This is a genomic window from Streptomyces sp. TN58 (assembly GCF_001941845.1).
Lineage (GTDB): Bacteria > Actinomycetota > Actinomycetes > Streptomycetales > Streptomycetaceae > Streptomyces.
The window spans coordinates 6,791,490-6,805,670 of record NZ_CP018870.1; the positions used below are offsets into that span (position 1 = coordinate 6,791,490).

The 14,181-nt window shown below is 70.7% G+C and carries 13 protein-coding genes and 2 pseudogenes; 9 read left to right on the top strand and 6 right to left on the bottom strand.

Translation table 11 applies throughout. The features are described 5' to 3' along the window. Positions 1-45 precede the first annotated feature (45 nt). The 3 genes and pseudogenes from BSL84_RS30720 to BSL84_RS30730 all read left to right on the top strand — a co-directional run bounded on the left by BSL84_RS30720 (position 46) and on the right by BSL84_RS30730 (position 2,689). Positions 46-1,021: pseudogene (locus BSL84_RS30720) on the top strand (phosphotransferase family protein). A gap of 101 nt (positions 1,022-1,122) precedes the next feature. Then, on the top strand, positions 1,123-2,052 hold the full coding sequence (locus BSL84_RS30725) for a phosphatase PAP2 family protein (RefSeq protein WP_078848813.1): 930 nt from the start codon (positions 1,123-1,125) through the stop codon (positions 2,050-2,052). Between the two features lie 184 nt (positions 2,053-2,236). Continuing rightward, the gene (locus BSL84_RS30730; protein ID WP_075971690.1) at positions 2,237-2,689 is read left to right on the top strand and encodes a flavodoxin domain-containing protein; all 453 of its coding nucleotides are present in this window, start codon (positions 2,237-2,239) and stop codon (positions 2,687-2,689) included. 36 nt (positions 2,690-2,725) lie between these two features. Here BSL84_RS30730 and BSL84_RS30735 read toward each other — a convergent pair whose 3' ends face one another. After that, positions 2,726-3,469 (bottom strand): class I SAM-dependent methyltransferase, encoded by a 744-nt coding sequence (locus BSL84_RS30735; protein ID WP_045321100.1) that lies wholly within the window; start codon positions 3,467-3,469, stop codon positions 2,726-2,728. Between the two features lie 427 nt (positions 3,470-3,896). Then, positions 3,897-4,277, bottom strand: a complete 381-nt coding sequence (locus BSL84_RS37850) for a transposase (RefSeq protein ID WP_420718805.1) — start codon at positions 4,275-4,277, stop codon at positions 3,897-3,899. An 18-nt stretch (positions 4,278-4,295) separates the two neighbouring features. Between BSL84_RS37850 and BSL84_RS30745 the strand changes: the two genes are divergently transcribed. Next, positions 4,296-4,988, top strand: a complete 693-nt coding sequence (locus BSL84_RS30745; RefSeq protein ID WP_075971691.1) for a hypothetical protein — start codon at positions 4,296-4,298, stop codon at positions 4,986-4,988. Positions 4,989-5,422: 434 nt separating this feature from the next. Here BSL84_RS30745 and BSL84_RS30750 read toward each other — a convergent pair whose 3' ends face one another. Then, entirely contained in the window at positions 5,423-5,662 is a 240-nt protein-coding gene (locus BSL84_RS30750) for a hypothetical protein (protein WP_051873068.1), read from the bottom strand. Between the two features lie 816 nt (positions 5,663-6,478). Between BSL84_RS30750 and BSL84_RS30755 the strand changes: the two genes are divergently transcribed. After that, the gene (locus tag BSL84_RS30755) at positions 6,479-6,895 is read left to right on the top strand and encodes a hypothetical protein (RefSeq protein WP_075971692.1); all 417 of its coding nucleotides are present in this window, start codon (positions 6,479-6,481) and stop codon (positions 6,893-6,895) included. A 73-nt stretch (positions 6,896-6,968) separates the two neighbouring features. Here BSL84_RS30755 and BSL84_RS37855 read toward each other — a convergent pair whose 3' ends face one another. Then, entirely contained in the window at positions 6,969-7,142 is a 174-nt protein-coding gene (locus tag BSL84_RS37855; protein ID WP_420718797.1) for a DUF6233 domain-containing protein, read from the bottom strand. 402 nt (positions 7,143-7,544) lie between these two features. Between BSL84_RS37855 and BSL84_RS30760 the strand changes: the two genes are divergently transcribed. Continuing rightward, the gene (locus BSL84_RS30760; RefSeq protein ID WP_079273358.1) at positions 7,545-8,669 is read left to right on the top strand and encodes a hypothetical protein; all 1,125 of its coding nucleotides are present in this window, start codon (positions 7,545-7,547) and stop codon (positions 8,667-8,669) included. 592 nt (positions 8,670-9,261) lie between these two features. Here BSL84_RS30760 and BSL84_RS30765 read toward each other — a convergent pair. Then, positions 9,262-9,708 carry a hypothetical protein gene (locus BSL84_RS30765; protein WP_159393594.1) on the bottom strand — a complete coding sequence of 149 codons (447 nt, stop codon included), beginning with the start codon at positions 9,706-9,708 and terminating at the stop codon, positions 9,262-9,264. A gap of 103 nt (positions 9,709-9,811) precedes the next feature. Between BSL84_RS30765 and BSL84_RS30770 the strand changes: the two genes are divergently transcribed. Together BSL84_RS30770 and BSL84_RS30775 are read left to right on the top strand one after the other, a co-directional pair. Further along, positions 9,812-11,047 carry a hypothetical protein gene (locus tag BSL84_RS30770; protein WP_075971694.1) on the top strand — a complete coding sequence of 412 codons (1,236 nt, stop codon included), beginning with the start codon at positions 9,812-9,814 and terminating at the stop codon, positions 11,045-11,047. A 674-nt stretch (positions 11,048-11,721) separates the two neighbouring features. After that, positions 11,722-12,258 (top strand): SMI1/KNR4 family protein, encoded by a 537-nt coding sequence (locus tag BSL84_RS30775; protein ID WP_159393595.1) that lies wholly within the window; start codon positions 11,722-11,724, stop codon positions 12,256-12,258. A 34-nt stretch (positions 12,259-12,292) separates the two neighbouring features. Here BSL84_RS30775 and BSL84_RS30780 read toward each other — a convergent pair whose 3' ends face one another. Next, complete coding sequence (locus tag BSL84_RS30780) at positions 12,293-13,414, bottom strand: IS630 family transposase (protein ID WP_075971696.1); 1,122 nt, start codon at positions 13,412-13,414, stop codon at positions 12,293-12,295. A gap of 139 nt (positions 13,415-13,553) precedes the next feature. On the opposite strand from BSL84_RS30780, the pseudogene BSL84_RS30785 reads away from it, so the two are divergent. Beyond that, a pseudogene (locus BSL84_RS30785) lies at positions 13,554-13,943 on the top strand (transposase); the annotation flags it as partial. Positions 13,944-14,181 lie beyond the last annotated feature (238 nt).

Here is a 14,181-nt window from a genome sequence, read left to right on the forward strand (position 1 = left end):
CCGGCGCGCTGACGGCCTCGGCGGGCGGACCGATAGCCTGCCCCCGTGAACGGACCAACCGAGGCCGCCGGCAAGGGACTTGAAGGCAAGGACTGGGCGGCCACACGCTCCTGGGTGGAGAAGGGGCTGGCCGACGGGGAGCACATCGAGCAGGTCGTACGGCTGCGCGGCGGCTGGACCTCCCAGATGCGCCGACTGGACCTCGCCGGCCCGGACGGTCGGCGCTCGCTCGTCCTGCGCTCCTTCGTCAAGCCCTTCTACGTCCGGCACGCGGAAGGCCTGTTGACCCGGGAGGCGGCCGTCCTGCGTCGGCTGCGCGGGACCGCCGTACCAGCGGCCACGCTCGCGGCCGTGGACGCGACCGCGCGGTACTGCGATCATCCGTCCCTGCTGATGTCCCTGCTGCCGGGGACCGTGCGCCTGGACGACGAGGACGCCGACGACCGCACCGCACTGCTGGCCCGCCAACTCGTGGCCGTCCACCGGCTGCCGACGACCGCGTCGCAACGCCCTCGGCCCTATCAGGCGTGGACCTCGCCCGAGTGGGTGGTGCTGCCCGCCGCCACCGAACGGCCTGAGCTCTGGCGGCGGGCCGTCGACGCCATCCGCCGTGACCCGCCGGTACACCAGGGTTGCTTCCTGCACCGGGACTTCCATCCCGGCAACGTCCTCTTCGCAGGCGTCGGCGGTGCCCTCCGCGTCAGCGGCATCGTCGACTGGGTGGAGACCTCCTGGGGGCCGGCCGACCTGGACGTGGCCCACTGCTCGACGGCTCTCGCCCTCCTGCACGGGGTCCCCGCAGGCATGCGCTTCGCCGACCGGTACGTCGCCGCCGGGGGCACCCTGGCCGGCGGGACCGCCCATCTGTACTGGCGGCTGCTGGACGCGCTGGGCTTCGCGCCCGACGCGGAGAAGGTCGCCGGTCCCCTGGCGGGAGCTGGGCCGTGCCGACCTGACAGCAGATGTCCTGGCTCGCAGGCTGGAGGCGTACGTAGAGGCCCTGTTCGAGCGCTACGCCTGAACCGGCACGGAGGGGGGCGGGCCCCCGGGCGGCCGGACCTCCGGTTGCCGCACCATGCCTCGGTTCCATGTTCACCCGGACGGACCTATACCTTCGGCGGTATGGAATCGAACAAACGGTATGGGTGGGGTCGGCGCTCCGCGGCAGCGGTCGTCGTGAGTGGAGCCGGGGTGGCGGGCGTGGCATGGGCGGCGCCCGGCGGGACGGCGGGTGCGGACGGGGCGGTGCACGTCACGGCGGGTCTCTCCGCCCGGGCGTACCGGGCGGTGAACGCGGAGGCAACGGACGGGCCCGCGTGGTTGGCAGGCGTGCTGGAGGCGGCGAGCGAGGGCACGGTGCTGCTGCTCGGCCTGCTGCTGGTCTGGGCGGCATGGAGCGCGCTGCGCCGCAAGGACGTGGCGGGCCTGGCCGGGGCGGCCGTCGCGGCCGCCGGAACCGTCGTCGCCTACGGGGTCAGCGAGACGCTCAAGGTCATCCTCGACGAGGAACGCCCCTGCCGCGCCCTGCCGGGTGTCCGGGCGCTCGTGGAGTGCCCCGAGCCGGGTGACTGGTCGTTCCCCAGCAACCACTCCACCCTCGCCGTCGCACTGGCCGTCGGTGTGACCCTCGTCCGCCCTCGGCTCGCCTTCCTCGCCCTGCCGGTCGGCGCGGCGGCCGCCGCGCTGCGGGTGCTGGTCGGCGTGCACTATCCGCACGACGTCCTGGCGGGCACGGTGCTCGGCACGACGACCGCGGTGACACTGATGCTCCTGCTGCGGACCCCTGCCGAACAGGTGGTCGGACGGCTCGGACCGTTCCGCGACCAGGCCGGTCCCGTGCGCGACCACGGCCGCCACAGGCGGACGGCCGACGCCCGGACGCACCAGGGCCGAGCTGACGTGCGCACCCGCCGTTTCGAGGCCGCCGAGCACGCCCCGCTCCCGGCGGGCCGGGGCCCCGACGCCGGCGAGGGCCGCGCGACGGCCACCCACCCGGGCCCCCGCACCCCCGGAGGCGAGACGCGCGACGAACGGGGCCGCGGCCTGCGGTGAGGGCCGCGATCGCGCGGACACCCCCGCCGATCACGGCGCCCGCGCCGACCGGCACCACCCTCCCGACGAACGGCCCCGCCCACAGGCCGGTGCCGGCATCCGGACCAAGTCCGGGATCCGGGACCGTCACATCCGGCGGGGCCGTCCGGTCTCAGCTGCAGGACCGCGAAGGAAAGGGAGACCGATGAAGACTCTGCTCGTGTGCACGTCCGTGTCCCACGGCAACACCCGGCGGGTGGCGGCGGCGATGGCCGAGGTGCTCGCGGCGCGCGTGGTCGCGCCGCACGAGGTGACGGCCGCGGAGGTGGCGGCCCACGACCTGGTGGGCTTCGGCTCCGGCGTCTTCTCGCAGCGGATGCACCCGGACCTGCTCGCCTTCGTGCGCGCCCTGCCGACGGCATCGGGGCGGGCCTTCGTGTTCGCCACGAGCGGCCTGCCGGAGATCCCGTTCGCGCCGTACACCCGGCCGCTCGTACGGCTCCTCCAAGGCAGGGGGTACGCCGTCGAGGACACCTTCACCTGCCGGGCCTTCGACACGTGGGCACCGTTCCGGCTGGTCGGTGGCATCCGCAAGCACCGGCCCGACGCGGGCGACCTGTCCGCCGCCCGCGCCTTCGCCACCCGCCTCAGGGGCTGAATCCGCTGCCGCCGCGGTCCGGGCCCGCCGCCGGCGTCAGGCCCGGCAGCGCAGCATCTCAAGCGGCGGATTGGCGTGGAAGTCCGCCCAGAAGTCCGCGTCGAAGTCGCGCTTCCCGGCCTCCGACACCGTCAGCGGCACCCACGCCAACTCGCTGAACCCGGCTGCCCGCAGGCACTTCTCGTACACCTCGCGGCGCGGCAGGTTGGCGACGAACGAGACCGGCGGGTCGAGCAGCGCCGTCGTCCGCACCTGCGGCCCGGTCTCGACCTCCGCGCCGGTGAGCTCGCTGCGGAAGCCGTACCTCTCCGGGGTGGGCCCGTCGAAGCGGAAGTCGGGCGACTGGTTGAGGAGGAAGAGCGCACCGCCGGGCTTCAGGCTGCGGTGCAGGGCGCGGCACATCCGCTCGGTGGTGGCGATGTCCGGCGCGTAGTTCAGGAGTTGGACCGCCAGGGCGATGTCGAAGCGCTGCCCGAGGGGCCGCAGGTCGGCGACGTCGCCGACCTCGTAGCGCACCCCCAGCGGATCATGCTCCTCCAACTGCTGTGCCACGGCCACCATTTCGCCGGAGATGTCGATGCCGAGCACCTCGGAGGCGCCGCGCCGCCTGAACTCCCGGCTGTAGAAGCCGGTTCCGGACGCGAGGTCGAGGACCGTCCTGCCGCGTACGTCCCCGACCAGGCCCAGGAAGCTGGGCACCACCACGTACTGCTCCAGGGGCAGGGCCTTGAACCCCTCGTAGGCCTCGCCGATTTCGTCGTACTGCTGCTGCGCGCTCATGCTGATGTCCTCCCCGTTCCGACAGGCTTCGGCCACGGCCCCCTTCCGGGGCGTGCCGCGGCTTGTGCTTGGAAGTCTCTACGGGGCCGGGCGGCTGTCCGTACTGGCAGAACCGACGAAGATCCGGACACCGTCCCGGCAGGTCTACGGCCCGCGGTCGGCGGCGGGGCCGGCTCGCCGCACGACAGACCACCCGGGCTCCCTGTCATCACACGCCAGTGGTCATGGGGCGGGAACCCAGGGGGTGTCGTGTCGTTGTGAGGGTGGGACGCACCCCGCTCTGGGAACTTCCATCCGTTCCCCCGGGTCTGCCCGGGGCGGGCCCGGGCCCTGGTCGCCTGCGGCCCCGCGTGGAGGCGGAAGGCGACCAGGGCAAATGAGATCGGCAGTCCCCGTCCCCAGGGGTTGCGCTCAGGTTAGGTCTGGCTCAGCCCGTGCCGATATGGCGTGCTCGGGTGAGGCCCGGGGCCCAGAGCGCTCTGGGGGCAGCAGTACCCCCGGGCCGCCCCATCCCTGCCGACCGCCTGATCTCCTTCTTGGTCCTGCCGGCGGGGGTTTGCCGGGCCACGTAGTCGCGGGTGCGAGGATCGCATGCCATGCGGAGGAGGGCTATCCGGGAGAGAGCCGCGTTGGCTGCCCGGTCACCGCCTCGGGAGAGGCGGTGACGGATGGTTTTGCCGCTGGAGGCGGGGACGGGTGCAACGCCGCAGAGGGCCGCGAAGGCTGCTTCCGTGCCCACCGGAGCCCGCTTACGGGGATCAATGTCAGTGGCCGGCGGCAGGATGGACGCGTACCACTGATCCAGCATCACCACGAGGGGTATCCCATGTCCGTTGCCGTGTCCGACACCGCGTCCGTCCGCTTCCCCACCGGCTGGTGCGCCACCGACCTGGGCCGGTTCCGCCCTTGTGACTCCACCTACGAGGTCTACCCGCTGGACAGCCTGCCGCCGCTGGACGCCGTGGGACTCGACGGCGGGTTCGGGTGGCTGAACGGCGCATGCGGCGGTCCGTCGGAGTACGCGGCACACCTGGCGGTCCTCGAAGGGGAGCTGGCGGCGGCCGGACTCACGCTGCCCCCGGACTTCGCCGCGTTCTACCGCGACGAGCGACTGTGCCGCGCCCTCGACGAGGTGTCGGTGACGGCCTGTTGGACCGATCTGTCCCCGGTCCTGCGCAGCCCGGCCGAGGAGGGCGCCCGTCTCGTGCGGTTCCTGCGGGATCAGCAGGACTGCGTCATCTGGTACCTGTACCTGCGGCCGTCGGGGGAGTCGTTCGTGGTCTGCTCGCACCTGGAGCTGGAGTCCGCCGAGGCCTGGGCGGCGCAGGAGGGGGCGGACGGGTTCCGGGAGGCTGCCGCCGGCTCGCTCATACGGTACGCCGGCTCCTTCGAGGAGTTCGCGTACCGCTTCGTCGTGGAGAACGAGCTGTGGATGCAGCTCAACTCCGCCGACTCGCAGGGACGGCTCGCTCCCCGCCTCCAGGCGTACGCCGACCACTACGCGGCCACCGTCGCCTGACCTGCCGGACCGGCCTGCGCGGGCGGCGACCGTCGTCGGCGTTCACCCTGCCGGCCACCGGCGCCGAGCGCACAGACGTGGTGCCGTTCGCCGCCGCCTGGGGCGAACGCCACAGGGCTGTGAAATGGCTGGCCGCGGGAGGCGGCGACCGCATCGTCGACACCCGGAGAAGGGCAAGGGCGGCACCGTCCCCGTGGGTGAAGGACACGCTCATCGACGAGGGAACGCCGCTGCCTTTGCGACGGCCTGCCGCCGACTGTCGCCAGGCCGGGGCGAGCCCCCAGCGAGACCGACCGCCACGACTGCCAGGTTCCATTTCCGTTGCCCCCGTTCCTTTCCATCCTCACCCCCTGTCCTGGGGATTCGCCGCTCGGACCGGCACGGCAGATGGCGCAGGCCGTCGGCATTCGCGACGAGGCGGGTTGATCCCGCCCTCAGCCACCGCCCTGAAAGGCCCACAGCGCGAAAGCCACCGCGTACAGCACGAAGGTCGCCAGGTGCGCGTACGCCAGGGCCACGAAGGTGCCGACTCCGCCCAGGACCAGGCCGCGGACCTTCGCCCCCGGGCGGGACGGCGGCCACCAGGAGGCTGCCACCAGTGCGGCCGGAACGACGTAGGGCAGGGCCAGCCACGCCGGGCCGTGAACGATCGGCGACGAGCGGTATGCCCACACACCGCCCAGTGTCGCCGCCGCGGTAAACAGGGAGGGGGCCAGCCACCACGGCGGGGCCAGGAGCCGCGCAGTCGGAGGCCTCGGGGCAGAAGTCGCATTCATGGGGCCCATTGCACCGTCCGGGGCGCACCGTGCACATGGGCGCACCTACTCAGGCCGCCCTGTCCGCGTACCCATCACAGTGCTGCGGGGCCGATCTCTCGGCCTCCAGCGTGCGCCTGCTATTCGGGGATGGCACCAGCACTTGGACGGGCACGGGCACGGGCCCCGGCACAGGCGGCCCATAACCTCTGAAGCCGGCCCCTACCGGGTTTGTGCAAGATCGAAACGCCTGAGCCTGTGCATCTGCGCAGGCTCAGCAACAAGCGATGCAGCACCTCTCCACGTCCGGTACGGGCTGGTCTTACCTGCCCGGCGCCCGCCGGGCGCAGACAGGAGGCAGCCCGCGCCGCAGAGTCGGCGCGCCCGCGTCGTGCTTGGGCCTTGATGACGTAGAAGAAGTTGATGCGCAGGTAAGCGGCTCAGTCGGGGCGGCGCCGCGGGAGCTGGTCGCGCGCCGCTCCTTCACACCGCGGGGAAGTCGGTCCAGGATGAGATTGTTTCCCGGCGAGTACGCGGGAGCTCGCAGGGTGGCTGTCAGAACTCGTCGGGGTTAGCCAGTCGTTCGTCCCCGTCGCCCTCGTCTGGGACAATGTCCGGCGCCGGGACACCACCGAGGCGGTCATCGGCGCGGTCACCGGAACCCTGCGCCGCCCGCTGCTGCTCGTCCTCCGAGGTCGTGTCAGGCCTCGGGTCGGTGCGCTTAGAGTGCTCCGCATGGACATGCGAAGGATCGTCGCGGTGCTGGCCGAGGAAGCTGAGCACCAGATCCTCGACCAGGTGTGGGAGCTGGGGCCGACCGAGTGCGCACTCGTCCGTGAGGTCGAGGCCGGCCTGCGTGACGTTGTCGGTCCGCCGGACGTCCAGGAGGCGCTGCCGCCGATCAAGCGGCTCGAACATCTGCGGGAAACGCTGGCTGTCCTGGCGATCTCCCTCGCGCGTACCCACGGCCGCATGGCCTGGTTCCTCTCCGGTGCTCTGAACGCGCTCGAACCGGTCCTGCGCTGGCGTGCGCTGCCCGCTGACCGTGGTGGCACCTTCGGCACTGTCCTCGCGAGCACCGAGGAGTACATGGAGGCGGAGGACGCCGTCCGCCGACTCCAGGACGTCCTCGCGCGCATCAGCCGCCGCTGACCTGCACGGCCGCTTCACAAGGGGACGAGAGGGAGACCACCGCCCCGAGGCCGCCCAAAGCTGGGTCACACCATCAGGCTCCCCCTCGTCCGTCAGTCCACGGCCAAGGACCGTAGGAGGGGGCTTCGGCGGCGTCGCACACCGTGCACGCCGTAGCGCCCGGCCGCGTGAGGACGCCGAGTGCCTGCAGGGTGCCGAGCGGCTGCACACGCTCGGTCGGGAGCGGGCAGCCCTCGGAGTGCATCATGGCGGGGCCGACCGCGGTATGCGCATCGAGTCGCCACAACCACCGGGCCGCCCCGACGGGGCGGCCGAGCGGGGCCGGCCGAGATGCCGCCCAGGCCGACACCGGGCAGCGGACGCAGCTGCGCGGCGGTGCCCCGCGTGCTGTACTCGGCGGCCTTCACCTCGCACGCCACTGGTGAGGAGGCGGTGTTCCGACCGTGCACCATTGCGCGGTGCTCACGGCTCAGTCCCCGAACAAGTGCGACAGCAAGCGGCCAAGATCCAACGCCTGCCGGCGGTCGTCGCCCGAGCTCACGCCGCCTGCCGGGAAAGCGATCGTCTGGGCGCTCGGGTGATCTGTGTAGATCGCAGGAGTGGACGGCCTCGTGACATCGGCGGTCGTACCGGTCACTATCCTGCCGGGATGACCGCGCATTCGTCCCCTCCGCTGACCCTGGAAACCGCCAGAGATCTTCAGCGCATACTCCGAGCCGAGATCGGGCCGGGCCTCAGCGAGGGGGAACTCGACGCGGTCGAGGCACGGTTCGGCTTCACCTTCTCGGCGGATCACAGGGTCTTCCTCGCCGCCGGGCTCCCACACGGGTCACGAAGCTGGCCAGACTGGCGCAACGGCGACCCTGAGGACCTGGCCGAGCGGCTCTCCCGACCGGTCGAGGGCGTGCTCTTCGACGTCCAGCACAACGGCTTCTGGCATCCCTCCTGGAGCCAGAAGCCCGCAGAGACATCCGACGCGCTGCAGATCGCACGGTCCGAGTTGGCGACCGCACCGCAGCTGGTCCCCATCTACAGCCACCGCTACCTGCCTGGCACAGCAGGCGAATGCGGGCACCCCGTGCTCTCCGTCCACCAGACCGACGTCATCTTCTACGGCAACGACCTCTCCGACTACGTACGGTACGAGTTCACCGGCCGGGCGAGCAGTCTCCCGGCCCGCGCCACTGTCGGTTTCTGGTCGTACTTCGTCAACGGCGGCCCCGGCATCGACGTCACCGCGCCAACGCCGCACAGCCCTTACGCCGTCAGCGGGCAGGAGGCGATCGAGTATCTGCGGATGCTGGCCCTGGAGCGCCTGATCGGCCGACCGCACCACCCGTACCAACTGATCGAAGCAGGGGTCACGGCACTGGTTCTCGGCGTCGAGACGGAGTCGCTTGCGCTGCTCGCCGGCCTGTCGCGCACCGAGCACGAGAGCGCCGATGCGCTCTTCGACCAAGTACTGGGCGAACTCGGTCTGCCCGAGGGCTTTCCCGGCGATGACACCGATATCCCGGGGGAGGCGGCACGCTGGGAGCTCGTGCGCTGGTGGCTCCGGCTGATCGTGAACGGGAGTATGGCCCCCGGCGCCGGCGGTGACGTGATCACGTACGAGGGCTGGGGCGCACTGGCACGGCCCCAGTCCCTTCAGCCGCTTGTCGACAAGGTCGATGCCTACAACGAATCGGACGCGATCCAGCGCACAACACGCGAGCAGGCGATCGTCACGGAGGCCGAACGGTTGCTCGCCGGCCCCTGGCCACCGCCGGACTGACTGGACGGCCGGGTTTCAGAATGCTGAACGACCCAACCTTGCTGATGCACCGCCGATGCCCTTCCCCCGGAGAATCACTGCCTGACCCTGCGCCTGCTCATGGCGGAGGTCGAGCAGACCTGAGTGGTTGCTCCGGCTCGGGCCGTCGGACGGGGGTTCCCCTGGCCGGTGGCGTCAGGGTGGTGGGCGCTGTCGCGCGTTCGAGTGTCGTTCGGCGAGTCGGTGATGTGGCCTGCCCGGCAGCGGACGGGGATGGGCGGGCCACGTCCCACCCACCCACGCCTTGGGGATTGAGTACATGACCATGGCGTTGCCCGCGCCGCCTATTACCGCGCCTGGCAGGACTACGTCGCCGGCGACGACGCTGCCGCCGCCGCGAACAGCATGATGCCGCAACGCACCGCACCACCGGCACCGCACCACACCGGGCGCCGACAGGGGCAGAACGGCACGGCTCTTCGCCGCCGCCCCCCGCTCCGGCGCCGTCGGCGATCGACACCGCGCAACGGAGCCACGCCCTTGCGCGGTGTTCTGTTCGCCGGCCGCGCCCACGCTCCACGCCGGGCCGCAGTGCTGCCGGGCGTCCAGTGGCCTACGGCATGATCGGACGGTTGGCCGACGTGTACTCCTCCGCGACGGAGAAGACGCTGGCACAGCGCGGGCATTCCGCGTTGCCAAACAGGTGGGTGATTCCGTTGGCGAGCTCCTCCTGGCCGATCGCGGACAGCGATCTGATGCATCCATCGGCCGGTTCCGGTGAGTTCCACGGGGGCCACCGGACGCAGGTCGCGTCGAATCTCTTCGCCCCCGCCCCGCCGTACACCTTCGAGTAGCAGCCGTAGAGGACGGGCATACGGTGGCGCGCCCCCGCCCCGGACTCCAGACCTGATACCACCACGAGGAAGAGGTCCGGTGCCGTCCCATTCGAGCGGGCCGACTGAACACGGGCCGGCTCGCTGGAGAAGGACTGCAGCTTCCTGTCCGGCAGCGCTTCGCTCGCGCTGCCGAGGGGGCCGCGCACCACAGGGCGTACGATCATCGCCATACTTGCAGGTCGGAGGCGTCCGATGGTTACGGCCCCGCCTGCCCGTAATGCCCTCGCGCCGTGGCGGTTGTCAGCTGGGCGAGGCGCCTGGACACCTGTGAGGGACCCTGTGGGAAGGCACACCCGGCGATCGGGAGAATACGTCAGGCCCCAGCAGCGCATATACCTCGACGACTACTGCCGAGCGTCCGGGGACTTCTTCGCCTCGGGGACGTACTACCACCAGGATGTGTTGCGCGGATTCCCGGCGGGACAGAAGGTCGAGGCCGAGCTGGTGCCCGAGCCTCACAACCCTTGGGACGCGCGGGCGGTCGCGCTGGATGTGGAGGGGCAGCGAGTTGCCTATCTGCCCGCGGTCTCGGCGAAGATGTGGCACGACGTAATCCGGGGGTGGAACACCGCCGGATTCGCGGTCTACTGCGGAGCCGAGATCAACGCGTGGGAGGGGGGCGACGCAAAGTGTCGCGTCGGCCTGACCGTGCCCAAGTGGGACTGGGAGACGCTGGTGGCACTGGCGGAGGCCGTGGGGCTTCGCGTCTCATGGGAAGCCGCCCTGGCCGATCTGACCGAGGCACAGCGGACCTTGCTGCGCAGGGACCGCGGGTACAGCCCCGACGAGCGCGTCATCCGGGCGATGCAGAAGAAGCGTGCGCACCACCCCGAGTTCAGGTGGGGCGCCGAGAACGACGGAGACCTGACGGAGCGGATGCCTTTCTGGTACGGCTACTTCGTCCGCGAGCAGATGCGGGAGGAGGCGAGGCAGGAGGAGGAGCTCGTCCGGTTCGCCCGTTCCGTCAGATCCGGCTTGCTGCGCGCGTTCACGGCGGAGGTCAGGAGAGCGCGGGAGCGGGAGCGCGAGCAGGCACGCCTTCTGCGCCAAGACCAGGACGACCGGGCGCTGCGGTTGCAACACGAGGGCAGGCGGGTCTCGGCCATCGCTGCCGAGCTCGGCCTGTCGCCCAAGCAGGTCGAGGCTGCCCTGTCACGTGCTCGCCGGGCCGCAGGGATCACTGTTCGGGGGAACGCGGGCCTGCAGAGCGACCGTCGCCGCGATGCGGCGGAGGCTGTCCGCCTGAAGAGGTCCGGCATGACGCGGGCGCAGGTGGCGAGGGCCATGGAACGGTCCGTCGACACTGTCGACGAACTGCTCAAAGATGGGCTGTTCTACGCGGCGCCTGAAGACCATCCGGAGCGGCTGGCACTGGCGCGACGGTGCCTCGGCCTGCGGGCCACAGGGCTGGGGAAGGAGGAGATCCTGGGCCGGTTGGGAGTCAGCCGCAAGCAGGCGCTGCGAGCCTTCCGGGACGCGTCCCTTCTTGACGCCGAGAGATGAGCGAAGCCACGCTTGACCACTGCCGGAGCTGCCCCACCGCAACCGGTGTGTCTGCTCACGGCAGGTCGGCTGGAATACTCCGGCCATGGAGGCCGGGGCGGCGGGGAGCGGGGCACGGTCGGACGTGGCGGCCGGCGCCGGGCAGTCGGCGTTCTGCGCAGGCAGCGGACGTCGAGGGGGCCACGGAGCTACGGACCGTGGTGTGCGTGCAGTTTCTGGACCGCTCGGGCGCCACGATCAGCACCGAGTGCGGCACGGATGCGGGCATCCTTCTCCACGGACAGCACGTCCATCGTTATGGTCGATCGCGAGCGCGCAGGATGCGTCAGGTCCGTACTGCCCCCGGTGGGTAGCTCAGCCGTTGTCGTTCTTCGCCCGCCGGCTGGGCTTCGGTGTTCCCGGGGCAAGGCCGGGTCCGCGGACGGGACTCGGGCGGTTCGTGCGGAGCGCGGGCGTCTTCGTCGACGGCGGCCGGCTGCACGCCGACTTCTTGTCCTGTCGGAGGCCGCTCGGGCTCACGCCAGCACCCATGCGTCAGCGAATGTCGACCGCCGTGCCGCCTAGTGCTGTGACCGGGAAGGTTCGCCGGGTTTGAGAACGCTGGCCCCTCGGTGATGTCAGAGGGAGGCCTGATGATGTTCCCTGCCAGTCACATCTCAGGGACGAGGGAAGACATGTCATCGGCATTGGAACGCCTCCAGGCACTGCTCGGTGAGCCGGAGGAGGCGTGGGGCTGGCCGCGCCGAGAGGTCTGGGAGGCCTCCGAACAGCACCTCGGTGTCACGCTGCCCGAGGACTACAAGGCCTTCATGGACCTGTACGGGCCCGGAACCCTCGGCGGGTACCTCCACCTCAACCGGCCAACAGGTCTCATGACCCCCGCCGAATTCGAGGACTTCTGGTCCCTGGAGGGTTGGCGCGATGCACGAAGAGGGGCGGAGGATCTCTACCCCTTCCCCTTCCACCCCGAGCCCGGTGGGCTCATCCCCTGGGGCCACGACGAGCACAGCAGCGAGTACTACTTCCTGGCCGGCGACCCGGATCCGGGCAACTGGGAAATCGTGGTCGGTAGCGAGTGCGCGGAGTGGTACCGAACCAGCGGCAGCTTCACCGACTTCCTGATGCGCTGCTTCGACGGCCTCGACCGGGCCCCGTTCATGGACCGAGGCTGGCCCGGAGGCGACGCCCGCTACGAACCCTTCGACATGTAGTGCTGTGCCCGGAAAGGGTTGGCAGGCCGGGCGGTCAAGCTGCTGTTTGCAGTGGCCTGCCGCCCCAGCGGAGACCTCGTTCGCTGCGGATCCGTGCGCGTTCGCGTCGTTGGGCGGCCAGGACGTCGGGGTGACGGGCGTTCTGGTTGCGCCAGCGCAGGTAGGCGTGCAGAGCCCGGGTCTGGACGGTGTGGTTCAGATGGGTCGAGTTGGCCAGGGTGAACTGCCGCAGTGGTCCGAAGTGGGCCTCGATGGGGTTGGCCCAGGACGCGTAGGTGGGCGTGAAGCACAGCTCCACCTTGTTGCGGGCCGCCCACCTGCGGATCTTCCAGTTCAGGTGGGCGGAGAGGTTGTCGAGGATCACGTAGATCGGGGCGCCGTCAGGACGGGCGGCGCGGATGGACCGTAGAGCGGCCCAGGTGTGGTCGATGCCCTTGCGGCGCCTGTTGATTCCCCAGAGCTTGTCGTCGCCGACGGAGTAGCAGCCGTGGAAGTAGGTGACGCCGTGGGTGCGTCGGTAGGTGGCCGGCAGCCGGTCGGGGCGGGTCCTTTCAGCCCAGCAGGAGCCAGCGGTGGGGCGGATGCCCAGCGGCCCGAACTCGTCGAAGGCGAATGTGCGGTTCGGCCGCTCGTTGACCGCGTACTCGATCCGTTCCAGCTTGGCGTCGAATCCCGGGTCCGGGTATTCCTTCCAAGTCTTCGTCCGCTGGAAGGTGATCCCGCGGCGGGCCAGTAAGCATCGCAGGGCCTCGCGCCCGATCCGGACGGGCCGGGCCAAGTTCCTGCGCAGGTGATCGACCAGTTTGCGGACCGACCAGCGGGTGAAGGGCTTGCCCAGCACGGTGGGCCGGGTGGTGGCCGTCTGGATGACGAAGTCCTCGTCGTCACTGCTCAGCAGGCGGGGACGGCCTCCCGCCCACTGAGGGTTGAGGCATGCGAGCCCGATCTTGTTGAAGCGGTGGATCACGTCACGGACGGTGTCCTCGTCCGCCTGGACCAGCCGCGCGATCACCGGGACCGTGCTACCGCCGGCCGAGGCCAGCAGCATCATCGCTCGCCGAAACCGCACCGAGCTCGTACTGCCCCGCCGCACAATCCGCTGGAGCTTCTGTCCCTCGTGCTCCGTTAGCCTCCGGGCCCTGACCGGTGGTGCCATCCCGCCCCCCTGCTGGTTGGAAGTCGTCACTTCCAACCAGCACAACGAGCAACCCGGTGAACCTATGCGGTCACAGCACTAGACGAGTAAGTCCGAAGTCTTCGCGCGCATGAAGCGAGGGTCTCACCGGGGCCGGCCCGTGACCTGGCGCAAGGGTTCCGGGGCCGCGATGAGCTCGCACTTCGTCCGCCTGCGGATCCGCCTCGCGGGCCGCCGGCCCAAACCCGCCGCCAACGGCACGATCCCGCTGGTCTGGCTGGTCGCGCAGTGGCCCGAGAGCGAGGCCGAGCCGGTGAAGTACTGGATCTCGAACCTGCCCGCGAACATTCCCGCCAAGGACCTCGTCCGGCTCGCGAAAGCCCGCTGGCGGATCGAGCACGACTACCGCGAGCTGAAGACCGCTCTGGGGCTGGACCATTTCGAGGGCCGCTCGTTCACCGGCCGGCACCGGCACGTCACCCTCGTCACCGCCGCCCACCTGTTCCTGACCGAACAGCGGAGGAACCCAAAAGTCCCTGCCAGGGCCTGACCCTCTACCCAAGCCCTGGACCTCCTCCAACACCTCATCGCCACCTGGACCGGCACCTGCCCCACCTGCCAGCAAACCGTGCCATGGCAGCCCTACGACACCACCTGACAAAGCACTACCAAGGGCTGCCCCGTGCTCCCCGGCGGGCGCGCGGCGCCGGTTACAGCGCCGCGCCGCGTTGTCGCAAAGCGCCCGCATACGCCCAGCATGAGGACGCTCCTCCGCCTTGCGATGCACC

Coding starts and splice junctions, on each gene's coding strand:
- BSL84_RS30725 (WP_078848813.1), top strand. CDS start 1,123: ATGGAATCGAACAAACGGTATGGGTGGGGTCGGCGCTCCGCGGCAGCG.
- BSL84_RS30730 (WP_075971690.1), top strand. CDS start 2,237: ATGAAGACTCTGCTCGTGTGCACGTCCGTGTCCCACGGCAACACCCGG.
- BSL84_RS30735 (WP_045321100.1), bottom strand. CDS start 3,469: ATGAGCGCGCAGCAGCAGTACGACGAAATCGGCGAGGCCTACGAGGGG.
- BSL84_RS37850 (WP_420718805.1), bottom strand. CDS start 4,277: ATGCTGGATCAGTGGTACGCGTCCATCCTGCCGCCGGCCACTGACATT.
- BSL84_RS30745 (WP_075971691.1), top strand. CDS start 4,296: ATGTCCGTTGCCGTGTCCGACACCGCGTCCGTCCGCTTCCCCACCGGC.
- BSL84_RS30755 (WP_075971692.1), top strand. CDS start 6,479: ATGGACATGCGAAGGATCGTCGCGGTGCTGGCCGAGGAAGCTGAGCAC.
- BSL84_RS37855 (WP_420718797.1), bottom strand. CDS start 7,142: ATGATGCACTCCGAGGGCTGCCCGCTCCCGACCGAGCGTGTGCAGCCG.
- BSL84_RS30760 (WP_079273358.1), top strand. CDS start 7,545: ATGACCGCGCATTCGTCCCCTCCGCTGACCCTGGAAACCGCCAGAGAT.
- BSL84_RS30765 (WP_159393594.1), bottom strand. CDS start 9,708: ATGATCGTACGCCCTGTGGTGCGCGGCCCCCTCGGCAGCGCGAGCGAA.
- BSL84_RS30775 (WP_159393595.1), top strand. CDS start 11,722: ATGTCATCGGCATTGGAACGCCTCCAGGCACTGCTCGGTGAGCCGGAG.
- BSL84_RS30780 (WP_075971696.1), bottom strand. CDS start 13,414: ATGGCACCACCGGTCAGGGCCCGGAGGCTAACGGAGCACGAGGGACAG.